This window comes from Haloferula sp. BvORR071 (assembly GCF_000739615.1).
Classification (GTDB): Bacteria; Verrucomicrobiota; Verrucomicrobiia; order Verrucomicrobiales; family Akkermansiaceae; genus Haloferula.
The window spans coordinates 109242-133160 of sequence record NZ_BATP01000057.1 but is presented as its reverse complement, the minus strand read 5'-3'; the positions used below and the strand labels follow the sequence as shown (position 1 = coordinate 133160).

The following is a 23919-nucleotide window of genomic DNA, read 5'->3' as shown; positions in this document are numbered from 1 at the left end:
ATCAAGGGATTGCCAGCCACCGGAGCCGCTGGAACACTCCGCGCATGCAGCGCGTGGCGGTGATCAATGTGGTAGGGCTCTCCCCTTCCCTGCTGGGGCCGGGGATGCCGCGGCTAACAGCTTTTGCCCAGAAGCACGGGATGCAGGCCTTCCGGCCGGCTTTTCCGGCGGTGACCTGTACGGCGCAGTCTTCCATGCTGACCGGGACCAGCCCGAGGGAGCACGGAATCGTGGCGAATGGCTGGTATGACCGGGAAAGCGCCGAGGTGCGCTTCTGGAAGCAGAGCAATCATCTGGTGCGTGGGGAGAAGGTGTGGGAATACCTCAGGAAGAAGCATCCGGACTTCACCTGCGCGAAGCTGTTCTGGTGGTACAACATGTATTCCAGCGCGGACATCGCGATGACCCCGCGGCCGCTCTATCCGGCGGACGGACGGAAGGTTTTCGACATCCACACGCAGCCGATGGACTTGCGGGAGAAGGTGAAGGCCGACCTCGGCGAGTTCCCCTTCCCGAGCTTCTGGGGGCCCGGTGCGGGGATCGCTTGCTCGGAGTGGATCGCAGCCTCCGCGAAGTGGACGGAGGAGCGCGAGAAGCCGACCCTGAGTCTGGTGTATCTGCCGCATCTGGACTACGGCTTGCAGAAGTGGGGCCCGGGCGCACCGGAGATGGCAGCGGAGTTGCTGGCGATCGACAAGGTGGCCGGTGAGCTGATCGACTACTTGGAATCGCGCGGCGTGAAGGTGCTTGTGCTTTCCGAATACGGAATCTCGAAGGTCTCGCGACCGATTCACTTGAACCGGATCTTCCGCAAACAGGGCTGGATCCAAGTAAAGGAAGAGCTCGGCTACGAGACGCTGGACACGGGCGGCTGTAAGGTCTTCGCGGTAGCCGACCACCAAATGGCGCATATCTACGTGAACAATCGTACTTTGCTGCGAAAGGTGCGCTCGGTGCTGGAGGAGACTCCGGGGATCGACGAGGTGCGGACTGCGGGCGAGATGTGGGGCAGCGGGATCGGTGCGCAGCGGGCCGGGGATCTGGTGGCGATCTCGGCGGCGGACGCGTGGTTCACCTATTACTTCTGGGAGGACGATGCGATGGCACCGGATTACGCGCGCTGCGTGGATATCCACCGCAAGCCCGGCTACGATCCGGTGGAGCTCTTCATCGATCCCAAGATCGCGAATCCGAAGCTGAAGATCGCGAAATTCCTGCTGAAGAAGAAGCTGGGATTCCGCGGGCTGCTGGATGTGATTCCGCTGGATGCTGGATTAGTGAAAGGCTCACACGGGCGGGATGTGGTGGAGGCCGGGGAGCAGCCGCTGGTGATCGGTTCGCCGGTGCCAGTGACTTGTGCGGAGGAGGTGTTCGGGGCGATCGTGAAGGCAGTCGAGGCTTAGCTTTGCGCCGCGAAGTTACGACTTGCGCGAAGACATCTCATTGCGCAGCGTGATGTCTTCATGAGACGTGGGTCGCTCTTCCTCGGCATTGTGGTTTGCTTCGCGGCGCTTCTGTTTCTGCTGTGGCCCGCAGCGAAGGACGGGGAGCACGGGATTCAGAAGGCGGAAGAACCCGGGGCCACTGCCAACGAGGGCACTGCGCTCCGCCGCGACTCCCGCCAGCCGGAGCTGGTGCAGGCCAGCGCGATCCTGCGGATTGAGACTTCCGGGAACGTCGCAGCGGCGGATTTGGCGAGTGCCCTTGCGGCACTCTTGGAGCGCCCGCAGCTCGATGAAATCTCCGCGCGGCTCGCCTTGGAAACAGCGTGGTCCATGGATGCGGAGCGAACCGCGCAGCACTTGGCAAAGCTCCTCGAGGTCACCCTCAGTGACGACAGCAAGGGCGGGATCGTCCGGGCCAGCGATGCCTCACCGGTGATGGCGGCAAGCCTGGCAAATACCGCGGCCTCGGTGCTACGTGATCATTTCGAACGCTCGGCGCAAGCAACCCGACGCTTGGAGAGGGATATCAAAGACCAGCATGAGACAGTCGAGGACAAGCGCAAGCTGCTCGCATCGATCATCCGCGCGGGAATGATCATCCACCAAAGTGAGAGGGAAACTCCGACAGACTCCACAGCCTTAGCATCCCCTACGCCGCCGGCAGCACCGGAGAAAGGCGCGGCCGTATATGTTGATGCCAAGGGCGACTTCGAGCGCGAGACCCAGGAGCTTTCTCGGCTGGAAAGCCACCGGCAGGAAGTAAAAGAGATCACGATCCATCACATCCTCTGGGCCGGAGCGAAAGCGAGAGAATGAGCGAGTCCACGAGGATCAAGCGTCTTCCCGCAGTTCCGCTGTCCGGGCTCTGCTGGATCAAGTCTGCTGGTCGAAATCAGGAAGAAAGCCCGGCCCGGCCCGGCAAGCCCCCTCCCCTTCCCGCGCAGGAAGGGGCATGAATCCTGCTTTACGGTTGCGCTCGGCGGGTCGGCTTCCTAGGTTTTGCTCCGGTTTTCCGAACCAAGCACCGATCTTCCCATGAAACGCCGCCATTTTGCCATCCCCGCTTTCGCCGCCGCTATTGCCGCCATTGGATTTACCGGCTGCAAGGGTGGCGGGGGTGACAAGATCAAGGTCGGGGAATTCGCCTCGCTGACGGGCAAGGAGGCCACCTTTGGCACCTCCTCCCACGAAGGCACTCTGCTGGCGATCGAGGAACTCAATGCCGCCGGTGGCGTGCTGGGCAAAAAGCTGGAACTGCTGACCGAGGACGACCAGTCCAAGGCCGGTGAGCCCGCGAATGCCGTGAACAAGCTGATTTCGAAGGACGGCGTGGTCGCCATCCTGGGCGAGGTCGCCTCCAGCCGCTCGCTGGAAGCTGCTCCGATCTGCCAGCAAAGCCAGATCCCGATGATCTCGCCGGCCTCCACCAATCCATCCGTGACCCAAGCCGGCGATTACGTCTTCCGCGCCTGCTTCACCGATCCCTTCCAAGGCGCGGCGCTGGCGAACTTCTCCACCGGCACGCTGAAAGCCACCAAGGTGGCGATGCTCACCGACGTGAAGAGCGACTACAGCAAGGGCCTCGCCAAGTGCTTCAAGGAGAAGTTCCTGGCCAACGGCGGCACCCTCACCACCGAGCTGGACTACAATGGCGGTGACAAGGACTTCAAGGCTCAGCTTACCACGATCAAGAACGGCAACCCGCAGGCGGTCTTCGTCCCGGGCTACTATACCGACGTCGCGCTGATCGCGATCCAAGCCAAGGACCTCGGTCTGACGGTCCCGCTCTTCGGCGGCGACGGCTGGGAGAGCTCGGTGCTGCTCGACATCGGCAAGGAAGCGATGAACGGCCACTACTTCTCCACCCACTGCGCCGCTGACCAAGGCACGCCGAAGATGACCGCCTTCGTGGAAGCTTATAAGAAGCGTTTCGGCGGCAAGGTTCCGGACGCCATGGCGGTGCTGGGCTACGATTCCGCGATGCTGCTGGCTGACTCGATCAAGCGCGCCGGCACGACCGAAGGACCGAAGCTTCGCGATGCGATCGCCGCTACCAAGGACTTCGAGGGCGTCAGCGGCAAGTTCTCGCTCAATGCCGATCGCGATGCGGTGAAGGCGCTGGTCTTCATCAAAATCGACGGTGGCAAGTTCACCTACACCGCGACGGTCAATCCCTGATCCTGGCGGCACTGCAGCAACCTAGCGAGCATAGCAAACACCAACCGCCCGCCTCCTCCCGCCAGTGGATTTCCAGCAAACGGTCCAACAGCTCATCAACGGTATCGGGCTGGGATCGATCTATGCGCTGATCGCCCTCGGTTACACGATGGTGTATGGAGTGCTCCGCTTCATCAACTTCGCGCATAGCGATGTGCTGATGCTGGGAGCCTTCTCCGCCTTCTACATCGCACCGAAGGTCGAAAAGGTGATGGGCCCGCAATCCGCGGCGGGCGCGATCGTGGTGATCGCGCTGGCCGCGGTGATCTGTGCTTGCATCGGCATGCTGATCGAGTTCCTGGCTTACCGGCCGCTGCGCAAGCGGCCCAAGCTTACAGTGCTGATCACGGCGATCGGGGTTTCGCTGTTCATCGAGTTCAGCTGCCAGAACCCCGCGCTTTTCAACTCTGACACCAAACGCTTCCCGACCCTGCTGCCCGAGAAGCAGTTCAATTTTGGCGGCTTGGTGATGGGCAGCAATGACATCATCGTCCCGTTGGTCACCGCGTTGCTTCTGGGCGGCATGTGGTTCATCGTCCAGAAGACCAAGGTCGGTACGGCGATGCGTGCGGTCTCCTTCAACCAGCAGGCAGCCTCACTGATGGGCGTGCCGGTGAACCGGATCATCTCCTTCACCTTCGGTCTGGGCTCTGCGCTCGCTGCGATCGCGGGCATCCTTTATTCGATCAAGGCTCCTGGCATCGAGCCGCTGATGGGCGTGCAGCCTGGCCTGCGTGCCTTCATCGCGGCCGTCGTCGGTGGCATCGGGAACCTTCCCGGCGCGGTGCTTGGCGGTCTCTTGATTGGCATCGTCGAGACCTTCGCGGGTGGTATCCCGGGACTGTCGAACTACCGCGATGCCATCGCTTTCGGGATCTTGATCCTGATTCTCCTCTTCAAACCGGCCGGCCTGCTGGGTCGTGCCACCATCGAGAAAGTCTGATGCCGGACCCTCTCCCACCTGCCGAAAAACCCGCCCCGGTTGCCGCCCGCTTCTCCTTGCTCACGGGTGCCAAGCGCTGGCTCTTCCTGGGGATCGCGATCGCCATTTTACTTTCGCAGTTCTCCGGCGAGTTCAACCGCTACTACCTCGGCATCGTCATCGATGTCGGGATCGCCATCATTCTAGCCGTCAGCTTGAACCTGATCAATGGCCACACTGGCCAGTTCAGTCTTGGCCACGCTGGTTTCATGGCGGTGGGCGGCTACTTCGCGGCTTGGCTATCGCTCACGCTGGGGCCGAATGCCAAGATGCTCTTCCCGGTCTCACTGCTGGCGGGTGGACTGCTGGCGGCGCTAGTAGGCTTGGTCGTGGGCATCCCCTCGCTGCGCCTGCGCGGCGACTATTTAGCGATCGTCACCCTTGGCTTCGGGGAGATCATTCGCGTAGTCGCGCAGACTACCGACGCCGTAGGAGCCGCCAGTGGTCTCAAAGGCATTCCGAAGTTCACTGACCTCGGCTGGACCTTCGGCTTGGTGGCCGTGACCGTCTACACCATCACGGCGTTAGTGAACTCGACCTACGGTCGCGGCTTCCTGGCGGTACATGATGATGAAATCGCGGCCGAGTCATCGGGGATCGGCACCACCCGCTACAAGGTGACCGCCTTCGTCACCGGGGCGTTTTTCGCGGGCATTGCCGGTGGTCTGTATGCCCACCACAAGCAATTCCTCTCCCCCACCGGCTTCGACTGGATCAAGTCGATCGAGATCGTGGTGATGGTGATCCTCGGCGGAATGGGCCGCACTGTCGGCGTGATCTGTGCGGCAATTCTCCTGACCGTGATGCCTGAGTTGCTCCGCGAGTTCTCCGAATACCGGATGATCGTCTATGCCCTGCTGATCATCTTCCTGATGCTGCTGCGCCCGGGCGGTCTTTTCACCCTAAACCGGAAGCGCCGTTCCGCCGCATGAGCTCGCCCCTGCTGGAACTGGAACAGGTGACGATCAAGTTCGGCGGCCTCACGGCGGTCTGCGACTTTTCGACGACCATCGGCGAAGGCGAGCTGGTCGGGTTAATCGGCCCGAACGGAGCTGGTAAAACGACGGCCTTCAACATGATCACCGGGGTCTATCAGCCGACCTCGGGCAGCATCCGCTTCGCCGGACAGCCGACCGCTGGCGTCAAGCCGAGCAAGCTCGCGGGCCGCGGGATCGCGCGGACCTTTCAAAACATCCGCCTCTTTGCCTCGCTCAGTGTGCTGGATAACATCCGGGTGGCGAAGCAGCTCCACAACACCCAGAACTTCTTGGGTTCGCTGTGGCGCGGCAAGGCATGGAAAGAAAGTGAAGCGGAGATCGAGAGGGATGCGATTGAGTTGCTGGAGATCTTCGATCTGGCCAAAGTGCGCGATGAGATGGCGACCTCTCTGCCCTATGGCGACCAGCGCCGCCTGGAGATCGTGAGAGCCTTGGCGACCAAGCCGAAGCTGCTACTGCTCGACGAACCGGCCGCGGGAATGAATCCATCCGAAAAGGAGGATTTGATGCATCTCATCCGCTCGATCAAGGAGCGCTTTGGCTTGGCTGTGCTCTTGGTGGAGCACGACATGAAGGTCGTCATGGGAATCTGCGAACGCATCGCCGTGCTGGAGTATGGCCGCAAGATCGCGGAAGGAACCCCGAAAGAGATCCAGTGCAACCCGAAGGTGATCGAAGCCTATCTCGGCGCAGCCGCCACCCCGATCGAGCCGAACCATGCTTGAGGTTGAAAATCTCCACGTGTCCTACGGGGCGATCAAAGCTCTCCACGGCGTTTCTCTGAATGTGCCGAAGGGCAGCATCGTCACTCTGATTGGCGCGAATGGCGCGGGCAAGTCCACCACCTTGCGTGCGCTTTCCGGATTAGTGAAATCCACGGGCAGCATCCGCTACGATGGCCAGGACATCAGTGGGCTCGCCCCGCACAAGATCGTCTCGCGTAGCCTGTGTCACGTCCCGGAGGGGCGGATGGTATTCGCGAACCTGACCGTGAAGGAAAATCTCGCGATGGGTGCTTACCTGCAGAAGGACAAGGCTTGGATCGCGAAGCAGATGGATTACGTGTTCCATCTTTTCCCACGGCTCAAGGAGCGCGAGAATCAGGCGGCCGGGACGATGTCCGGCGGTGAACAGCAGATGCTGGCGATTGGCCGGGCGCTGCTGGGAAATCCGAAGTTCCTGATGCTGGACGAGCCCTCGCTGGGGATCGCGCCGCTGCTAGTGAAAGCGATTTTCGAGCGGATCGTGGAGATCAACCGCGAGCAGGGTCTGACGATCCTGCTGGTAGAGCAGAATGCGAATCTCGCGTTGGATGTGTCCAACTACGGCTACGTTTTGGAGACTGGATCGATCCTGCTGGAGGGGCCGTCCGCGGATCTGAAGGCGAATCCGCGGGTACAAGAGGCTTACTTGGGAGCTTGAGGTCGCGCGGCTTCTCCTGAACTGCGGATGCGGCCCAGGAACCCTAGGAGCAGCCGGATTACGGGGTTAGGGTGAGTTTTCCCATTCGCGGCTCTGGAGAGGCCGCGCCACTTTTGCACTCTCCCTTGATCCCGCGGCCAAATCCGCGAAGCTCTCCCGCACATGGCGCGCGAGTACACCCTGCACCGGCAAACGGCCGGACCCACCTCGGGGATCGACTACCGGGCGGAGCTGAATAATGAGCAGTATGCTGCCGTCACCTCTCCTCCCGGCGCGGCGCTGGTGATTGCCGGTGCCGGATCAGGCAAGACGCGGACGCTGACCTACCGCGTAGCCTACTTGCTTGATCAGCAGGTGGAGGCGCGGAACATCCTGCTGCTGACCTTCACCAACAAGGCAGCCCGCGAGATGACCGAGCGCGTGCGCCACTTGGTCCCGCACGATGTCTCGGCACTGTGGAGCGGCACCTTCCACTCAATCGGCAACCGGATCCTGCGCCGTCATGCGGAGGTGCTGGGCTTCACCAAGTCCTTCTCGATCCTCGATCGCGATGACCAAAAGTCGCTGCTTACCGGCGTGATCGCGGCGCTGAACATCGATACGAAGCAACGCCGTTTCCCGAAGGCTGAGGTGCTGGCTACGATCTTCAGCTTGGTTGAGAACACCGGCGAGTCGCTCGATGATGTGATCCGCCTGCGCTACCCCTACTTCGACGAGTGGCAGAAGGAGATCCACACCGCCCAAGCCGGGTATACGAAGCGAAAGAAGGACACCAACTCGATGGACTTCGATGACCTGCTGGTGCTCACGCTGAGGCTTTTCCAGCAGGACGAAGAATTGCTCAACCTCTACCGCAAACGCTTCAAGCACATCCTGGTGGACGAATATCAGGACACGAACGCGGTGCAGAGCGAGCTGATCGATCTGCTGGCGGGTGGCGGGGCGAGCATCATGGCCGTGGGCGATGATGCGCAGTCGATCTACTCCTGGCGCGGCGCGGACATGGGCAATATCCTGTCCTTCCCAAAACGACACGAAGGCTGCCAAGTCCACAAGATCGAGACCAACTACCGCAGCGTGCCAGAGATCCTCGATCTCTCGAATGCGGCAATCCGCGCCAACCGTGCGCGCTTCGACAAGGACCTGCGCTCGGCCCGCGAGCAGCTCGGCGTGAAGCCGGCGCTGGTGCCGTTGGAAGATCCAGCGACCCAGGCAGCCTTCATTGCCCAGCGGATGCTGGAACTTCGCGACGAGGGCATCGAGCTCGAGGAGATGGCGGTGCTCTACCGGGCGCATTTCCAATCGCTGGAGGTGCAGCTTGAGTTGACCTCGCGCGGCATTCCCTTCGCTATTACCAGCGGCCTGCGCTTCTTCGAGCAGGCGCATATCAAGGACGTCGCGGCCTTCCTGCGCTTCGTCACCAACCGCCGGGATGAGACCAGCTTCAAGCGGATCTGCTTGCTGATGCCGGGCATCGGCGCCGGCAACGCGGAGAAATTGTGGAGCGAGTGGCTGGCAAGCGGCTGGGCTGAACTGGATGAGATTCCGGAGTGGAGCGAGGTGCTGTCCAAGCTCAAGCCGCCGAAAAAGGCTGCGAAGCTGTGGGAGCAATTCGGCTACATTCTGGACGAACTCACGCCCGGAGGAATTTTCGCCCGGCCGTCCGAGATGGTCTTCAGCGTGTTGGAGGGCATGCTGAACGACCACCTGCAGGCGACTTACGACAACTACGAGAACCGCCGTAGCGACATCGAGCAATTGATGGCCTATGGTGGAAACTTCGACGACGTGCTCGAATTCCTCTCGCAGCTCTCCCTCCTCAGCTCCGCCGATGGCGAGCCGACCGGCGATAAGGCGGAGAAGGACGACGAGAAGGTCATGCTGTCCTCGATCCACCAGGCGAAAGGGCTGGAGTGGAAGGTGGTCTTCGTGATCTGGTTGACCGACGGACAGTTCCCGAACGGGCGGATCCTGGAGTCCGACGATGCCGACCAACTGGAGGAAGAGCGGCGGCTTTTCTACGTGGCGATCACGCGGGCAAAGGATGAGCTGTATCTCACCTATCCGTTCATCAACCCGAAGTCCTATACGGGCGATATCATCCAACGCCCCTCGCGCTTCCTGGACGATTTCCCGCGGAATCTGGTGGAGGAATGGAAGATCCGGCCCGAGTGGGGCAATCCGGATGATCCGTTTTGACGGGTGCATCCCGGATAGCAGGATGGGGCGAGGATTCCCCTGCGCGACCCGCAACACGCTTGCACCCTCCCCCACTGCCTGCCGAAGCTCCGTGCATGTCCACGCTGAAGGTATTCACGGATCTGCAGACCTCGCCGGAATTGATCGACTGGCTGCGAGAATCCATCGCTCCCCACGAGCTGCTGGTGCCCGCGCCGACCGGGGCCTCGGTGCTTTCGGACATTCCGACCGATCCGCTGATGCAGGAGGCGGATATCGTGCTCGGCCAGCCGCGGACCGATGCAGCGATCTCATCCCCGAAGCTGAAGTGGCTGCAAGTCAGCACGGCCGGATTCACCCGCTACGACACGGCCGAGTTCCGCGCAGCCATGAAGGAAAAGGGCGTTCCGGTGACGAACAGTTCCCATGTCTATGACGATGCCTGCGCCGAGCACGCCATGTCCTTCATGCTGGCAAATGCCCGCCAGCTTCCCCAAAACTTGGCTACCCGCACGCCGAACGGTTCACCGGAATGGCTGACCCTCCGCCAGAACAGCCGCCTCTTGCAGGGGCAGTCGCTGGCCATCGTCGGCTACGGTGCGATCGGCGAGCGCCTGGTCGAGCTGCTCACTCCCTTCCGCATGAAAATCACGGCGGTGCGGCGCTCCGTGCGTGGCGATGAAAAAGTGCCGACCGTCAGCCTCGATGAAGTCGATGCCGTCCTCGCCAGCGCGGATCACGTGATGAATATCCTGCCGGACAATGCCGCCTCGCGCCACTGGTTCAATGCCGCCCGCTTCGCCACGATGAAGCCGGGCACGGTTTTCTACAACATTGGCCGGGGTACCACCGTGGACCAAGATGCACTCGCGGTGGCCCTCACTTCCGGCCATCTCGGCGCGGCTTGGCTGGACGTCACCGATCCCGAGCCGCTGCCGGACAGCCATGCCCTCTGGGGCTGCAGCAACTGCTTCATCACCCCGCACACTGCCGGAGGACAGGGCGGAGAGAGCCGGGTGCTGATCCAGCATTTCCTCGATAATTTCAGCCGCTATCTGAAGGGCGAATCCTTGGTAAACCGGGTGATGTAGGCAGCTATTGCCACGCAAAATTACGAGGCTCCGTAAAGATATCGCCGGGGATATCATACAGAGAGCCGGATTGAGCTTGTGAATATAGGACCAGGCAAGGCATGATGAGTTCATGCGTTTCTTGCCTGCCCTACCTCTGTTGTTTCTCACGACCGCCCTATTCGCCCAAGAACCCGCCGCTGGAGGCAAAGAGCCGAGCGAAGCGGAAGTCAAGGCCGCGATCGAGGAGCACATGTCGAAGGTCATCGGCAATGTGAAGTATCAGGAGGGTAGCGCGGAGCTTCCCGGCGGCGTGGCCCATTTGGAACTGCCGAAGGGCTACCGCTACCTCAATCCGAAGGACGCGAAAAAAGTGATCGTGGACCTGTGGGGCAACCCGCCGGAAAAGGCCTCCGATCTGCTCGGCATGGTGGTTCCGGCCGGAGAAGATCTCAGCACGCCGGATTCCTGGGCCATTGTCGTCACCTTTGATGATGATGGCTACATCTCGGACAAGGATGCGGACAAAATCGACTACAACGACCTGCTCTCCCAGCTCAAGGAAGGCACCCGCGAGAGCAACAAGCAGCGCACTTCCAGCGGCTATCCCACGATTGAGCTGAAGGGCTGGGCCGTGCCTCCGCGCTACGACAAGGACAAGAAGGTGCTCTACTGGGCCAAGAATATTCAATTCGCCGATAGCAGCGAAGGCACGCTCAACTATGACGTGCGCGTGCTCGGTCGCCGCGGGGTGCTATCCCTGAATGGCGTGGCCAGCATGAGCCGCGTAAGCGATGTGGAAAAGGCAACTCCCGCGATCGTCTCGATGGCGAAGTTCAACGACGGCCATCGTTACGCAGACTTCAACGAGAGCACCGACAAGAAGGCGGAGTATTCACTCGCTGGCCTGGTGCTCGGAGGAGTAGTCGCATCCAAGCTCGGCCTATTCGCGAAGCTCGGCAGCATCCTAGTGGCGGCCAAGAAGCTCGTGATCGTGGCCATCGCCGCAGTGGCGGCGGGGCTCAAGAAGCTCTTCGGCCGCAAGAGCCAGGCTTGATTGACCGCGGCGCCGTTATTCGCGATGGCAGTGATTTCCCGCTGCCGTCGCGAAGACCATCCGGCCATTGAGGATACTCACTCCTTCGCTTCGCCGGTCATCGGCACGAAGACAACGGGCAGGAGCTTGCGCTCCTCCATCCTGCCGCCGCTCTTCTTGAGCAGCACGAGATTCTGCGGTTCACCCTGCGGACCCACCGGGATGATCATGGTGCCGCCTTCCGCCAACTGCTCAACTAAGGGCGGCGGAATGGCGTGAGGCGCACAGGTAACGATGATCGCATCGAAGGGGCCGGCCTCCTGCCAGCCGCGGTAGCCATCGCCGAGGCGAGTGTGGACGTTCCGGTAGCCGAGGCGGCCCAGCGTTTCCGCAGCCTGCCTGCCGAGCGGCTCGACGATCTCGATGGTGTAAACTTCCTTCACCAGCTCCGCCAGCACCGCAGTCTGGTAGCCGGTGCCGGTGCCGATCTCGAGCACGCGGCTCTCTGGCTTTAGTCCCAGCTCCTGGGTCATGAAGGCGACGATGTAGGGCTGGGAAATCGTCTGCCCGTAGCCGACCGCGATTGCCCGGTCGTCATAGGCAGTATCGCGGACGTCCGGAGGCATGAATTCGTGCCGCGGGATGTCGCGCATCGCCGTCAGCACCCGGGAATCATTCACCCCGCGACGCTGGATCTGCTCGATGACCATTCGGGCGCGGGCGGTGGTCAAGGCAGCCGGCTCAACGAATGTAGGGCCTTGGGGCGCGGCCGGAGGAGTGGCCGTCTCAGCATCGGGAATGGCACCGGCATCCGGTCCCACAGGAGCGGCCGCCGGCTCCTGCCCACACGCGGAACCTACCAATCCGATGGCCGCGGCCAGTCTGAATGTGAAAGCTCTCATCCGGGCACGATACGCCTGTCGGCAGGTCACGCCACCGCTTCCTTTCCTGCCTTGCCCACGGCGGGGTCCTGACATTCCTTAGCGGCATGCCACGCCTCGCCCTCCTCCAGTCGAAGGGATTCGCCACCAAGGCCGAATCCTTTGACCATCATGAAGCCCTGATCCGCAAGGCCGCCTCCGGTGGCGCGCAGATCGTGGTGACGCAGGAGCTGTTCCTGACCCCGTATTTTTGCACGGTCGAAGACCCTGCGCTTTTCGATCTGGCGGATCCCCTGCCCGGTCCGGTCACCGACCGGCTGGGAAATCTCGCGCGGGAATTGGGCATCGTGCTGGTATCCTCGCTCTTCGAGCACCGCGGCGCTGGTTTGTATCACAATACCGCCTCGATCCACGATGCGGATGGCTCTCTTCTGGGACTCTACCGCAAGAGCCACATTCCGCAGGACCCGGCCTTCGAGGAAAAATTCTACTTCACCCCCGGCGATACCGGCTGGCCGGTGTGGAACACCCGCTTCGGCAAGCTCGGCGTGCTGATTTGCTGGGACCAATGGTACCCGGAAGCGGCGCGGCTGATGGCCCTCGGCGGGGCGGAAGTGCTGGTCTACCCCACCGCGATCGGCTGGTTGCCGGAGGAGAAGCCGACCTTGGGCGATGCCCAGCATTGCGCTTGGGAAACGGTGCAGCGCGGCCACGCCGTGGCGAACGGCTGCTATCTCGCGGCAGTGAACCGGGTAGGCACCGAAGGGAATACCGAATTTTGGGGCCGCTCCTTCGTGGCGAATCCCTATGGCGAACTGGTGGCCAAGGCCTCCACCGACCAAGAGGAAATCCTCTATCACGATCTCGACTTCAAGAAGGTAGAGGACTTCCGGCGGATCTGGCCCTTCTTCCGTGACCGCCGGATCGATGCGTATGGAGAGCTGACGAAGCGTTGGCGGAGCTGAGCGGCATCGTTCATCGACATGAAAATCCGCGCCGCGCGTGCAGAGGATCATCCGGTGCTTGCGGAGGTCTTCCTGCAAGCGCGCCGCGATACTTTCACTTGGGAGGATGCCGAAAGCTTCCGTCTAGAGGACTTCGCGGAGCAGACTGAGAGCGAAACGATCCATATCGCCGAGGACGAGCATGGCGAGCTCGCGGGCTTCCTCTCGGTGTGGGAGCCGGAGAACTTCGTTCATCATCTCTTCATCGCGAGCCGGCAGCGGGGCAAAGGAGCAGGCCGGGCACTACTAGAGGATCTGCAGGAAAGGCGAAAGGCTCCCTTGCGCTTGAAGTGTGTCGCGGAGAATACCGCTGCGCTTGGTTTTTACCGGCGCCTCGGCTGGGTCGTGACCGGACATGGAATGTCGGACGGCCGTACCTATCTGCTGATGGAGTGGGGCAAGCTTCCCAAAGGTTTCCAGTGCCGTGGCGCAACGGAAGACGACCTCGGCTTCTTGTGGGATCTTCATGTCCTCACCATGCGCGACTACATCGAGCAGACCTGGGGCTGGGAGAACCTCTGGCAGGAAGAGAATTTCCGGCGCTTCTACGAGACTCGCGACATGGAGATCCTCACGGTCGACGGCAAGCCCCTCGGGGCAATCACCGTGAAGGAAAACGAGGATCACCTCTATCTTCGCAACATTCAGATCACTCCGGCATGGCAGAAGCGAGGGATCGGCAGCATTCTCGTCGCAGAGTTTGTCGCGAGAGCCAAGGCCCGCGGATTCGCCGCCAGGCTACAGGTCCTAAAAGTGAATCCAGCACGAACGCTGTATGAGCGCTTGGGCTTCCGCGTGAGCAATGAGAGCGAGACCCATTTCCTGATGGAGCACGCGGAAGATGCTCAGGCCGCCGTCACTAGCTCATCAGCCACATGATGCCCTTGATCAGGGCCGCGACGATGCCAAGGCCGCCGGCAAAGATGCCGAAGGTGCTGGCGACGCCGCCGCGCTTCGCGGGTGAGAGCGAGATGACGACGCCGAGGATCCCGAAGACGATCGCGATCAATGCGAGGACCAAGCCACCCATCGCGGAGGCAAAGAAGCTCCAGATGGCCGCGACGACGGCAATGATCGAAGGGAGGCTGAAGGAGTTGTTGGTGACAGGGGTAGTGGTAGCCATGTCGCACCGGTAGGCGCGGTTTCCGGAGTGTCAAAAGCGAATCTGAAGAGCGGCATTGCGGGGTCATCAACGACCGGTTAGCATGCAGGCAAATGACGGTGACCTTGGATCTCCCGGAAATCCGCGACAGGCACGCCTTCAACTTGGCGCGCTGGAAGGAGATCTGCGCCGATCCGCAACTCTCCAAGGTTGAGGGCAGGATCGAGTCCGATGCCCACGGACATATTCTCATGAGCCCTCCTCCCGGTTTCAGCCACTCTTCGCGCCAAGGGGCCATACTAGCTCTGCTTTTGAAGAAAAGCGGTGGTCGGGCTTTGCCGGAGTGCCCAGTTTCCACCTCCGGCGGCGTGCGGGGTGTGGATGCCGTCTGGATCTCCGATTCCCGCGCAATGCAGGCCCTCAAGGAGAACGTCCTCATCATCGCACCTGAGATCTGCGTGGAGGTCCTCTCCTCCGGCAACACCCGTGCCGAAATGGAAGAAAAGCGCGGCCTGCTCTTCGGAGCGGGCGCGGAGGAAGTTTGGTTCTGCGACGGAAGGGGGCGGATGTTCTTCTTCATGAAGGAAGAGCCCGAAAACGCTGCGGTAAAATCCCGCCTCTGTCCGGACTTCCCAGTAACGGTCGAGTAAGCAAGGCTGGCGGCCCCGCGCCATGCCCGTATTCTTCCTGATAGTCGCCTGTGCCTTGTGGGGATTGAGCTTCCCGATTGTAAAGTCGCTCGATTTTGAAGTCTCGGCACGACTCGGGGATATCTCGAAGCCCTTCCTCGCGGCCTGGCTGCAGATGGCGCGCTTCGGGCTGGCGGCGCTCCTTATGGCTCCTTTGCTGCTGCATCAGCGGCCGACCAAGAAGGAGATTGCCCAAGGTGCGTGGCTGGCCTTGTGGGGTGGGCTCGGAATGGCCCTGCAGGCTTGGGGGCTCACGCGGACAGAAGCCTCCACTTCCGCATTCCTGACGCAGGCCTACTGTGTGATCCTGCCGTTGATCGCCTGCGTGCGGACCCGCAGCGCCCCTTCGCCGCGGATTCTGATCGCCACGCTGATGGTGGTGGTCGGCGGCGCGATCCTATCCAAGATCACTCCCAGCAACCTCAAGATTGGCGATGGTGAACTCGCCACGCTGGCCGCGGCCTTTATCTTCACCTTCCAGATCCTGACCTTGGAGAACCCGAAGTATGAGGACAACCGCGGTCTGGTCGTTACCTTTGCGATGAGCGTGTGGATCGCGGTGATGTTCCTGCCTGTTAGCCTGGCGCTGGCCCCCCATCCGTCGGCGCTGCTTGCAGCGGGTGCTTCGTGGCCGGCCTTCATTCTGGTGCTGGCCCTGGCCCTTCTGTGTTCGGTGGGGGCCTATGGCCTGATGAATAGCTGGCAGCCCAAGGTGCCGGCCGCGGAGGCCGGGCTGATCTACACCACGGAGCCGGTGTTCACCGCACTCTTCGTCCTCTTCCTGCCGGCGCTGCTGGGGCAGATGGTGGGACACCCCTATCCGAACGAATCCTTTACAAGGCCTCTGGTTTTCGGAGGCTCCTTGATCCTCGCAGCGAACATCTTGATGCAATGGAAGCGCCCTCCACATCCTCCAGCGATAGCACCTGCTCCGTGAAGAAACGCGGCTGCTTCCTCTGCACCCTCACCCGCTGGATCTTCCGTCTGATCCTGCTGCTGGTCATCCTCTGGTGCTTCGGCGCGATTTACTTCGACGGGCCCTTTCCCGGCACCGGCAATCTGGTGATCGCCTGCGTCTGGCTTGTGCTGACCGCGCTGGTCGCTTTCCGCCTGCGCTCGCGCCGCTGCCTCGGTCTCGCCGTCTGCATCGCCGCCGTGATTGCGCCCTGGTGCTTCAAGAAGCCCTCCAACAACCGCGATTGGGCGCCCGAATACGCCCGCACCGCGAATGCCATCGTGGAGGGCGACGCCGTGACCTTCACGAACTTCCGCAACTTCGACTACGGCTTGGACGAGAGCGTCACCGAGCGCTGGGAGACGCGGACGGTCCATCTTTCCAAGCTGCGCGGGATCGACTTTTTCCTGAATTACTGGGGCTCCCCGCTGATTGCGCATCCCATCTTCAGCTTCGACTTCGGCGATGAGGGCCATGTCGCCTTCTCGATCGAGACGCGCCGCGAGAAGGGTGAGGTCTACTCCACGCTCGGCGGTTTGTACAAGCTCTACGAACTGAGCTATCTCGTCGGCGACGAGCGCGACTTCGTCCGCGTGCGGACGAACATCCGCAAGGATGAGGACGCCTACCTCTTCCGCCTGAGCACGCCGCCGGACCAGGCGCGCGAGCGCTTCCTCGAATACGTGGGTCAGGTACAACAGCTCGCCGGGCACCCGCGCTTCTACAATGTCCTCTCCGCCAACTGCACCACCGCGGTGCGCTCGCAGGTGCACATGAAAAAGAAGACTATCCCCGACTGGCGGCTGCTTCTGAACGGCAAGTTGGATGAGATGTTCGCAGAGAAAGGTGCCTTCGCCGTGAAGGACATGCCCCTCGCCGAGTTGAAGGAGAAGGGCCACGTGGATGCGCGGGCGATGGAAGCGCAGGACGATCCGGATTTTTCGAAGAAGATCCGCGAAGGGGTGCCGGGGGAATAGGAGCTCCGGCGCTTCCAAGGATTATTGCGGATAGTTGATGGCTAACAGCCTTCCTCAACATCCTTGGTTCTATCTTTATTCTTATCCTTCGCATTTTCAGCCTCCGCACAGGGGCTGGTTGCACTTTCTTGCAAAGCGCATCATCGCGTCCGATTTTGCACTAAGTCACTTATTTACAACCCTGCAATATTTTCAAAAACCGATTTTACGGTTTCATTAATTTTAAATTTATGATCTTCATGGCGGGCTGTCACACCCACCCACCTCCCTATGAAGGTCCATGCCCTTGTCCTTGGCGGCCTCTTGGCCGCCATCTCCGTGCCGTCCCTACATGCAGGCTGTTGCGCCGCCCACGATGCCGCGACGCAACATGCCGAAGCGCAAGCGATCGGCGAATACCGGATCACCTCCCGCGAGGACGTGACCGATGCTACATCGGGGCGAATCTTCACCCACTACACGGCGCAGCTCAATGCAACGCTCAAGGGTGAGGCACCAGCCCAATTGGACTTCCGCACGCCCGGCGGACGCCGCGGTGAAGTCGTGGAAATCTCTTCGCTGAACCTGGATCTCACGATCGGCGAGGACTACATCCTGCACTTACGCCAGGGAGCCGATGAATCCTGGGCACCGGTCCCCTTCGAGACCCGCCTCAACCGCGGCACACCGGTGCAGAAGAAAGCGCTGCGGAACTACTTCCAAAACGGCGCGAGCGGGAGAATGCCGGTCGCGACCAGCGATCTCAGCGTCGGCCGCGACCAAGGGACTTCCGGGGTCCCCGGCTCCGTGGTGACGGCCACCGGCTACTCCGAGGACGGCGGCTATCCTTCCCGTTTCACGATCTGCGACGGCGGCCTCCCGATCCCCTATGTGGTGGATATCGATCCCGCGAAGCTTCCTCCGGGGATGAACTCGCAAGGCGCACTCGACGCCGTGAGCGAGGCACTGGGTGTCTGGACGGCGGCTTCTTCGGTGAAGTTCCGCTATGTCGGCACCGCATCCTTCGGCAAATCCGCCGACTCGGTGACGACCTACGACGGCGTGCTGCGGATCCAGCTTCACGATAGCTACGGCGTGGTGAATTCGCCGGCGATCGGCATCGGTGGCGGCTACTTCACCACTAACGCCAATGTCCGGCAAGGCGGCACGGTGGCCGGCCAGGGCTTCCAGGAACGCCTGAACGCTTACGTTGTGCTGGAGCACAATACGGCCTTCATGAACGACATTGCGAACTTCAAGCAAGTGCTAACCCACGAGCTGGGTCACGCCTTGGGACTCGCGCATTCCAGCGAAAATCCGTCTGAACCAAACGCGATCCTCAAGAACGCGACGATGTACTACTCGGCGGCCAACGACGGCCGGGGCGCGGCGCTCACCGTCTACGACCAGGACCGGATTGCCTTCGGATATCCGACCACGAACACCCCGCCCTACGTGGCGGACCGCTACATGCCGGCGGTATCTGACAGCGGCTCGGGCGATCTGCCGGTGGCCCTCGGCGTGAACCGGATTGAAACGAGCGGAATTGACCTCCAGGGCGACACGCTGACGCCCTCGATGCCTTGGGCCTCCGATGTCACGAAGTGGTCGCTCTCCGGCAGCCAACTTGTCTACACGCCCGCCGGCTTCCTCGGCGCAGCACGACTCACCGATGCCCAGATCGAAGCCGGCAGTTTCCGCAGCTTGGCCTACTTCCAAGTCAGCGACGGCACCAACCTGAGCCGGGCGGCACGCTGCACGGTGATTCAGATCGACACCGACTCGAAGCCCACAGATGGCCTGCCGAATAACTGGCTAACCACTTACTTCGGCAATATCAACGCAGTAGCAGAAGGTGACCCCAGTCACCCGCTCTCCGATCCCGACGGCGATGGCCTGAACAACCGGGAGGAATACAACTTGGGCTCCAATCCCTTGGACGGGGGCAGTCCCGCCCAATGGGTGAGTTACGACCCGGCACAGTCGAAGGTGACCGTCACGCCCTCGCGCTTCGCCACTCTCCAGCTCCAAGAGAGCACGGATCTCCGCACCTGGACGACCCGGTGCATTACCTGCACAGCTTCCGCCGTGCCCTTGCCCATCACCTTGGACGCGACGCCGCCGAGCGAGGATTCGAAGATGAAGGTCTACCGTGTGATCCCGCTGCCTTGATCTGAAGCCATTCCGGGCTTATCGGGAGCGCGTGACTTTGCTGAAAACGATCGCGCTCCTGACCTGCTCGAACATCTTCATGACCTTCGCGTGGTATGCCCACCTGAAGGATTTGAAGGACAAGCCCTGGATCATCGCCGCGCTAATATCTTGGGGCATCGCGCTCTTCGAGTACCTGCTGCAGGTGCCGGCAAACCGGATCGGCTACACCGGCGGCCTCAGCGGAGCGCAGCTGAAGATCATCCAGGAGGTGATCACGCTCTGCGTCTTCGCGCCCTTCGCGATCTTCTACCTGAAGGAAAAGCTGAGCTGGAATTACGTCTTCGCCGCGCTGTGCATGGCGGGTGCGGTGTTCTTCATCGTGCGGGATGGGCTGCCGGGGAAGAAGGCGGATGCGGCCAAGGAGACTACTGCCGCCGTGGAGAACATCGAGTAGTCGATCAGTCGGAGGGAGAAAGCGGGAAGACGCCCTCATTCGCTTCGGCCTCCCCGGCCTCGGACGCTTGCAATCTTGCGCGCAAGCCCGGATCGGAGACGGAGGCCAGAACCCGCGCTGCCGTCTCGTCGCTGAACTTCATCGCGCCATCCCAAATGCCTTCAATCAAGGCATCGCGCTCCTTGCCTTGGGGCAAGGCCTCCATGGCGTTCACCAATGCCTCGCCAGCCCGGCCGGCAACGCGGCCCCCCGCCTCCTTGAACGCGGCAAGGCGGGTGCTTTCCCGGGAAATCCCGCCGAGCTGCGCGAGGACCTCCTCCGGAAGGCTATAGCTGCCGTAGTGCGCCTCGATCCCCGAGCTGAGGATCTCCTGCTCGCATTCCCCGGGCAACCCCTCCCACAGTCCAAGGCGGTCCATCTCCGACAGCATCGCGGTGAAGCCTGCCATCCCGCCGGATTCGCGGCCCGCGATCTCTTTCAACAACTCCCCGCAATAGCTCTCCGGGAACTTGAGCGCGGCCGCCACCGCCTCGGTGGCAGGCAAGGAATCGACATGGCGTTGCTTGTAAGCCTTACAGAGTTCCTCCAGCACTTTCGGATCATCCTCCCCCGCGAAGATGTTCTCGGCATCATCCCCGCTGAAGCGCACCACCCGCTTGGCGTAGTCCTCCAGACCCCCTTGCGACTCCGGGACCATCCACCGGCGCAGCTCCGCAAGCTCGTGGTCCTTCGCCGTGTCACAAAGCTCATCGATCGCCTCAACCCGCGCGGGCTTCGGCAAATGCGGCAGGGCCTCCATCACGATCTCGCGCTGTGGCCCCGCTTCCACCAAGGCCTTGGCCCAAGCTCCAGCCACTTCCCCGGAGCGCGATCCGAAATAGCCGCTGCTGATCCACTGTCCCACCTGCATGGCCTGCGCCAGCAGCTCCCCTTTGAGCGCCTCCTCGCACTCCCTGCCAACCTGCTTGCTGCGCTGGCCGGATTCCGGCCCGAATGCAAACAGCAGGGCCCCGCGGAGATCCCGCTTGATCCACTCGCGGAAGATCGCGGCAAAGGCCTTGTCGTATTCCTCACCCTTCAGATCGCTCGCATTCAACTCGGCCAGCAGCCCGGCATGCACCGAGGGTGGCTTCGGGCGCTGGCGGTCACCGGCCTTGGCCGCTGGCAGGGGTGCTGGCTGATCCATCGCACCGACCACAAACCCTGCACTCGAAGAAGCCTTGGGACGAGCCACAAGGAATGCCGCCGCATGCGTGAGCAGGAGCAACAAGGACCATCCCATGAGCGGACTAATCTTCATGGGCCTTCCTCCCCTCCCAAATCCGGTGGCGGCTCCATCCATGGCGCCAGGCTCTCTTTCATGGCCCCTGAGGGCATCTCCGCCACGTAGGCGGCACAGCTTGCCGGATCTTCCTCGAACCATGCCGAGAAGCGCTGCCCCAGCAGGGACAGCGCCGTGAAGGAAGGCTCTCCACCCTCGGAAAGCTGCTTCGCCATCAAGAACCCGACTTCCGGCGAGACCGGCAAGTTCACCAGCCGCTCCTGATGCGGAAACGAAGGTGAAAGCAAGCTCAGCGCCCGGCGCGGGTCGTCCTCCACCGCGGCCCGGAAGGCCAGCGCCGAGATCTCATCGTGCAGCCCTGAACCACTGGGCACGGCCCGCTCCATCGCCGAAATCCACTCCTCGCCCGTGATCTTGCCACGCAGGAATTGGTCGCGGCTCTCGGCATAGCCCTCGATCCCGTCGAAATCCGAACTCGAAAACAAAGCCCAGGCGACGGATGAGCTGGAAGAGCCGCCCGAGAAATAGCCGCGGATCTTGTCCGCCATCAAGATGCCCTCGGTCCGGTTCGGATTGTTGAGAACCGCGTCGATGTTGTTGCGGTTAATGGCCCCATCGCCCGAACGCAGTCCGACGGTCACAATGTCAGTCACATTCGTGCCGGTCGCGGCCGGGACGCCCGGAATCGTGGTGTTCGCCACCGTGCCGATGAAATCGGCATTGGTCCGCGTCTGGCCCTCACCTGCGGCGCAATCGGCCGCGAATTGGGCCACCGCATAGGGAGGGTAGCCGGATTGCTCAAGCGCCTCCACAAGTCCGCTTGCCACTGGAAAGAAGCCAATGATTTCTCCCAAGAATCCGGCGGCGCTGCTGTCATCCAGAAGCTGCCGGATACTGGCAAGATGGTCCTTCAAGTCAGGGTCATTGCGGAAGCGTTTAGCCAAAAGTTCGAGCCGGTCCTCGTGGGAACCCAAGCTCGCGGCGAGTTGCAGCGCGAATACAGGTTCCCGGTCATTGGCCACGTAGGCGGCCTGCTCAAACAGGAAGGACCGCGCTGCCGGCACTTCCCGCAGGTAGAGCGCGAGCTGCGCCGTGCCGCCCTCGCGAAGGTGGCGGGAAAACTCCTCCAGCAGGTCTTCCGGCGAGCCGGAATAATCCCGCGCCCACTCTGTGGCCCAGCGCAAGGCGGCGACCGGATCGCGGTCCACCCAGACGCCGAAGGCGGCGCGGGTCTCGCGGGAGACGGTCAGGTCCGGATCCGCGGCGGCGGCTTTCACCAGGGCCGCCACATCCGTATCCGCGGGAATGGCACCACGGGCTGCGGCTAGGAGGCTGTCTTCGTCTTCGCCCTCCTCCGCTTCTGCCTCGTCTTCGGTCGCCGCCTCCTCCGCCGGCTTCACGCTGCTGCCCAGGAAGGATGCGAGACCCGTAGCCACTGGCTTGCCGGGAGCTGGGGCTGGCGGTGAGCTGGCCGCCGCCGTCTCCGCTACCGGCGAGTGCCGGCCCAGCCACAAGGCCACGCCGTGACTCGCCAGCAAGGCAGTGATCAGCAGGCTCCGCCGCATGCGGTCAAAGATGATATCTACCCTCTTGGGTCAAGCCCCCGAAGTGGCGCGGCCTCTCCAGAGCCGCGACCGGGAAAATCCACCCCTATCCCGCAGCTCTAAAAGGTCCAGAGTTCCCCCTTATGAAGAATGGGGGAACCCTCCATCTGAGAAGACCCGGAGGACGGGGGGAGGTGCACAGTCGCGGCTCAGGAGAGGCCGCGCCACTTCTTCCGATCCCGTCGGGATCGGAAGAGCCAATGCTAATGCCACCAAACAAGCGCCATTCCAATCACCCTCTCACACCAGCGGCTTGAGCGTGACCTCGTGCACAACCTTGCCCTCAAGATTCTTCATCACGAAAGTCAGGGCATTCGCATCCGCCTTGCCCTCGGTCCAGGTCGCGTGCTCGGGCCGAGGGCCACCGCCGACGAGCTGGGCATAGGGGAATTTCTCGTTCGGCGCGATCGACGCCGGACTGTGAGTGTGGCCGGAGATCACGATCTGGGTCTTCCAAGCCACCAAGGCATCGTGCCAGGCATCGCGGCTGAATCTACTAAAGGCATCGTAGCCGCCCTTGTCGTAGCCGACTTCGGTGATCTCCTGGGTCCAGCGCAGGGGGATGTGGCAGAAGACGACGCGGTACGGTGCATCGCGGAACTCCGGCCGAGCGCTGACTTCCTTGATCCACTCGGCTTGCTCGCGGCGCAGGGACTCGAAGGCGACACGACCGCCGAAGTTCGGGTGATTGTCCGGCTTGTCCTCGCCGGTGTGCAGGCAGATGAAGGCGACGGGGCCGCTGCGGAAGGCGTAGAAGGGACGGCCCTGCGGCGTGGCGATCATCTCCGGCACGCGGAAGGCCCACTTGCCGCGCACGTCGTGGTTGCCCCAGGTCAGCAGCATCGGCCGGCCCTCGCTGATGTCTTGCCCGGCGGGGTGCAGCAGCGTGGGCACCAACCAGTCTTCCTGGTGCCAGTCGTTGCAGGTATCACCGTTCCAGAGCAGGAAGTCACCGGTGGGGGTCACGGCGTGCAGACGCTTGATGGTTTCCTCGTTCTGGTGGGTGTCGTTCCAGACCACGAACTGCGTTTCCTTCGCGTTGGGGTTGAGGGTCTTGAACTTCTTCCACGGGCCTTCGATGTGCTCCTTGTTGTCGACGGAGTCGGTGATGGCGCGGAGCTGGTAGGCGGTACCCGGCTTCAGGCCGCTGAGCTTCACGCGCAGGATTTCATCGCCCTGCGGCACGAAGCCGAAGCGGTCGGCACCGGCGGTGCCGCTGCTGCCGTCCTCGGCCTTCCACTCGACATGACCGCGGGCCAGCCGGGAGACCGCCCAGACGACTTCCACGCCATCGGACTGCGGGGCCATCACCACGGCCGGGGTTTTCACCAGCGGCGCGTTCGGATCCACCGCCGGCGCGGCGGCCGGGGCGGTTTTGCTGTCCTGCGCTTGTGCGATGCCCGCGGCACCTGCCACTGCTCCACCTGCGACCTTGCCAAGAAATCCACGACGTTTCACGAGGGCTGAATACGTCACAAAATCGACAAATT

Annotated in this window: 22 protein-coding genes; 17 read left to right on the top strand and 5 right to left on the bottom strand. The window is 62.2% G+C overall.

Features of this window, described 5'->3' with window-relative positions:
- The first annotated feature begins 44 nt into the window (after positions 1-44).
- The 10 genes from BV071_RS27990 to BV071_RS27945 all read left to right on the top strand — a co-directional run bounded on the left by BV071_RS27990 (position 45) and on the right by BV071_RS27945 (position 11369).
- Positions 45-1403, top strand: a complete 1359-nt coding sequence (locus BV071_RS27990) for a nucleotide pyrophosphatase/phosphodiesterase family protein (protein ID WP_035614486.1) — start codon at positions 45-47, stop codon at positions 1401-1403.
- Positions 1404-1463: 60 nt separating this feature from the next.
- Positions 1464-2261 (top strand): hypothetical protein, encoded by a 798-nt coding sequence (locus BV071_RS27985; protein ID WP_035614484.1) that lies wholly within the window; start codon positions 1464-1466, stop codon positions 2259-2261.
- 219 nt (positions 2262-2480) lie between these two features.
- Positions 2481-3623 (top strand): ABC transporter substrate-binding protein, encoded by a 1143-nt coding sequence (locus BV071_RS27980; RefSeq protein ID WP_052573993.1) that lies wholly within the window; start codon positions 2481-2483, stop codon positions 3621-3623.
- 64 nt (positions 3624-3687) lie between these two features.
- The gene (locus BV071_RS27975) at positions 3688-4605 is read left to right on the top strand and encodes a branched-chain amino acid ABC transporter permease (protein ID WP_035614483.1); all 918 of its coding nucleotides are present in this window, start codon (positions 3688-3690) and stop codon (positions 4603-4605) included.
- Positions 4605-5576, top strand: coding sequence for a branched-chain amino acid ABC transporter permease (locus BV071_RS27970; RefSeq protein ID WP_081886281.1), 972 nt, complete (start codon positions 4605-4607; stop codon positions 5574-5576). The genes BV071_RS27975 and BV071_RS27970 overlap by 1 nt, the downstream gene beginning before the upstream one ends.
- Entirely contained in the window at positions 5573-6367 is a 795-nt protein-coding gene (locus BV071_RS27965) for an ABC transporter ATP-binding protein (RefSeq protein ID WP_052573974.1), read from the top strand. Before BV071_RS27970 ends, BV071_RS27965 begins: the two co-directional genes overlap by 4 nt.
- The gene (locus BV071_RS27960; protein WP_035614481.1) at positions 6360-7064 is read left to right on the top strand and encodes an ABC transporter ATP-binding protein; all 705 of its coding nucleotides are present in this window, start codon (positions 6360-6362) and stop codon (positions 7062-7064) included. The genes BV071_RS27965 and BV071_RS27960 overlap by 8 nt, the downstream gene beginning before the upstream one ends.
- 162 nt (positions 7065-7226) lie before the next feature.
- Positions 7227-9263, top strand: a complete 2037-nt coding sequence (locus tag BV071_RS27955; protein WP_035614479.1) for an ATP-dependent helicase — start codon at positions 7227-7229, stop codon at positions 9261-9263.
- A 95-nt stretch (positions 9264-9358) separates the two neighbouring features.
- The gene (locus BV071_RS27950; RefSeq protein WP_035614476.1) at positions 9359-10333 is read left to right on the top strand and encodes a D-2-hydroxyacid dehydrogenase; all 975 of its coding nucleotides are present in this window, start codon (positions 9359-9361) and stop codon (positions 10331-10333) included.
- A gap of 112 nt (positions 10334-10445) precedes the next feature.
- On the top strand, positions 10446-11369 hold the full coding sequence (locus tag BV071_RS27945; protein ID WP_035614474.1) for a DUF2167 domain-containing protein: 924 nt from the start codon (positions 10446-10448) through the stop codon (positions 11367-11369).
- Between the two features lie 77 nt (positions 11370-11446).
- On the opposite strand, the gene BV071_RS27940 is transcribed toward BV071_RS27945, so the two are convergent.
- On the bottom strand, positions 11447-12250 hold the full coding sequence (locus tag BV071_RS27940; RefSeq protein ID WP_081886280.1) for a protein-L-isoaspartate(D-aspartate) O-methyltransferase: 804 nt from the start codon (positions 12248-12250) through the stop codon (positions 11447-11449).
- A gap of 86 nt (positions 12251-12336) precedes the next feature.
- On the opposite strand from BV071_RS27940, the gene BV071_RS27935 reads away from it, so the two are divergent.
- Together BV071_RS27935 and BV071_RS33855 are read left to right on the top strand one after the other, a co-directional pair.
- Positions 12337-13194, top strand: coding sequence for a carbon-nitrogen hydrolase (locus BV071_RS27935; protein WP_035614472.1), 858 nt, complete (start codon positions 12337-12339; stop codon positions 13192-13194).
- A gap of 18 nt (positions 13195-13212) precedes the next feature.
- Entirely contained in the window at positions 13213-14112 is a 900-nt protein-coding gene (locus BV071_RS33855) for a GNAT family N-acetyltransferase (RefSeq protein WP_052573972.1), read from the top strand.
- Here the strand turns inward: BV071_RS33855 and BV071_RS27925 are convergent.
- Positions 14093-14356 carry a hypothetical protein gene (locus tag BV071_RS27925; RefSeq protein WP_035614471.1) on the bottom strand — a complete coding sequence of 88 codons (264 nt, stop codon included), beginning with the start codon at positions 14354-14356 and terminating at the stop codon, positions 14093-14095. The two genes, BV071_RS33855 and BV071_RS27925, sit on opposite strands and share 20 nt — an antisense overlap.
- 92 nt (positions 14357-14448) lie before the next feature.
- Here BV071_RS27925 and BV071_RS27920 point away from each other — a divergent pair, with 92 nt between their 5' ends.
- The 5 genes from BV071_RS27920 to BV071_RS27900 all read left to right on the top strand — a co-directional run bounded on the left by BV071_RS27920 (position 14449) and on the right by BV071_RS27900 (position 19543).
- Positions 14449-14985: a Uma2 family endonuclease gene (locus BV071_RS27920; RefSeq protein WP_052573971.1), complete on the top strand. Its 537-nt coding sequence runs from the start codon at positions 14449-14451 to the stop codon at positions 14983-14985.
- 22 nt (positions 14986-15007) lie between these two features.
- Positions 15008-15961: a DMT family transporter gene (locus BV071_RS27915; RefSeq protein WP_075091023.1), complete on the top strand. Its 954-nt coding sequence runs from the start codon at positions 15008-15010 to the stop codon at positions 15959-15961.
- Positions 15916-16956 (top strand): DUF4105 domain-containing protein, encoded by a 1041-nt coding sequence (locus BV071_RS27910; RefSeq protein WP_081886279.1) that lies wholly within the window; start codon positions 15916-15918, stop codon positions 16954-16956. Before BV071_RS27915 ends, BV071_RS27910 begins: the two co-directional genes overlap by 46 nt.
- A 270-nt stretch (positions 16957-17226) precedes the next feature.
- Entirely contained in the window at positions 17227-19107 is a 1881-nt protein-coding gene (locus BV071_RS27905; protein WP_035614467.1) for a matrixin family metalloprotease, read from the top strand.
- Positions 19108-19138: 31 nt separating this feature from the next.
- Positions 19139-19543: a DMT family protein gene (locus BV071_RS27900; RefSeq protein WP_265594996.1), complete on the top strand. Its 405-nt coding sequence runs from the start codon at positions 19139-19141 to the stop codon at positions 19541-19543.
- 4 nt (positions 19544-19547) lie between these two features.
- On the opposite strand, the gene BV071_RS27895 is transcribed toward BV071_RS27900, so the two are convergent.
- The 3 genes from BV071_RS27895 to BV071_RS27885 form a co-directional block, all read right to left on the bottom strand.
- Positions 19548-20825 carry a hypothetical protein gene (locus tag BV071_RS27895; protein WP_265594995.1) on the bottom strand — a complete coding sequence of 426 codons (1278 nt, stop codon included), beginning with the start codon at positions 20823-20825 and terminating at the stop codon, positions 19548-19550.
- Between the two features lie 14 nt (positions 20826-20839).
- Complete coding sequence (locus BV071_RS27890) at positions 20840-22390, bottom strand: hypothetical protein (protein WP_035614464.1); 1551 nt, start codon at positions 22388-22390, stop codon at positions 20840-20842.
- A gap of 279 nt (positions 22391-22669) precedes the next feature.
- Complete coding sequence (locus BV071_RS27885) at positions 22670-23887, bottom strand: metallophosphoesterase (RefSeq protein ID WP_265594994.1); 1218 nt, start codon at positions 23885-23887, stop codon at positions 22670-22672.
- Positions 23888-23919 lie beyond the last annotated feature (32 nt).

Bases quoted from the DNA above. Each gene is read 5' to 3' on its own strand.
- BV071_RS27990 (WP_035614486.1), top strand. From the start codon at position 45: ATGCAGCGCGTGGCGGTGATCAATGTGGTAGGGCTCTCCCCTTCCCTG.
- BV071_RS27985 (WP_035614484.1), top strand. From the start codon at position 1,464: ATGAGACGTGGGTCGCTCTTCCTCGGCATTGTGGTTTGCTTCGCGGCG.
- BV071_RS27980 (WP_052573993.1), top strand. From the start codon at position 2,481: ATGAAACGCCGCCATTTTGCCATCCCCGCTTTCGCCGCCGCTATTGCC.
- BV071_RS27970 (WP_081886281.1), top strand. From the start codon at position 4,605: ATGCCGGACCCTCTCCCACCTGCCGAAAAACCCGCCCCGGTTGCCGCC.
- BV071_RS27965 (WP_052573974.1), top strand. From the start codon at position 5,573: ATGAGCTCGCCCCTGCTGGAACTGGAACAGGTGACGATCAAGTTCGGC.
- BV071_RS27960 (WP_035614481.1), top strand. From the start codon at position 6,360: ATGCTTGAGGTTGAAAATCTCCACGTGTCCTACGGGGCGATCAAAGCT.
- BV071_RS27955 (WP_035614479.1), top strand. From the start codon at position 7,227: ATGGCGCGCGAGTACACCCTGCACCGGCAAACGGCCGGACCCACCTCG.
- BV071_RS27950 (WP_035614476.1), top strand. From the start codon at position 9,359: ATGTCCACGCTGAAGGTATTCACGGATCTGCAGACCTCGCCGGAATTG.
- BV071_RS27945 (WP_035614474.1), top strand. From the start codon at position 10,446: ATGCGTTTCTTGCCTGCCCTACCTCTGTTGTTTCTCACGACCGCCCTA.
- BV071_RS27940 (WP_081886280.1), bottom strand. From the start codon at position 12,250: ATGAGAGCTTTCACATTCAGACTGGCCGCGGCCATCGGATTGGTAGGT.
- BV071_RS27935 (WP_035614472.1), top strand. From the start codon at position 12,337: ATGCCACGCCTCGCCCTCCTCCAGTCGAAGGGATTCGCCACCAAGGCC.
- BV071_RS33855 (WP_052573972.1), top strand. From the start codon at position 13,213: ATGAAAATCCGCGCCGCGCGTGCAGAGGATCATCCGGTGCTTGCGGAG.
- BV071_RS27925 (WP_035614471.1), bottom strand. From the start codon at position 14,356: ATGGCTACCACTACCCCTGTCACCAACAACTCCTTCAGCCTCCCTTCG.
- BV071_RS27920 (WP_052573971.1), top strand. From the start codon at position 14,449: ATGACGGTGACCTTGGATCTCCCGGAAATCCGCGACAGGCACGCCTTC.
- BV071_RS27915 (WP_075091023.1), top strand. From the start codon at position 15,008: ATGCCCGTATTCTTCCTGATAGTCGCCTGTGCCTTGTGGGGATTGAGC.
- BV071_RS27910 (WP_081886279.1), top strand. From the start codon at position 15,916: ATGGAAGCGCCCTCCACATCCTCCAGCGATAGCACCTGCTCCGTGAAG.
- BV071_RS27905 (WP_035614467.1), top strand. From the start codon at position 17,227: ATGAAGGTCCATGCCCTTGTCCTTGGCGGCCTCTTGGCCGCCATCTCC.
- BV071_RS27895 (WP_265594995.1), bottom strand. From the start codon at position 20,825: ATGGGATGGTCCTTGTTGCTCCTGCTCACGCATGCGGCGGCATTCCTT.
- BV071_RS27890 (WP_035614464.1), bottom strand. From the start codon at position 22,390: ATGCGGCGGAGCCTGCTGATCACTGCCTTGCTGGCGAGTCACGGCGTG.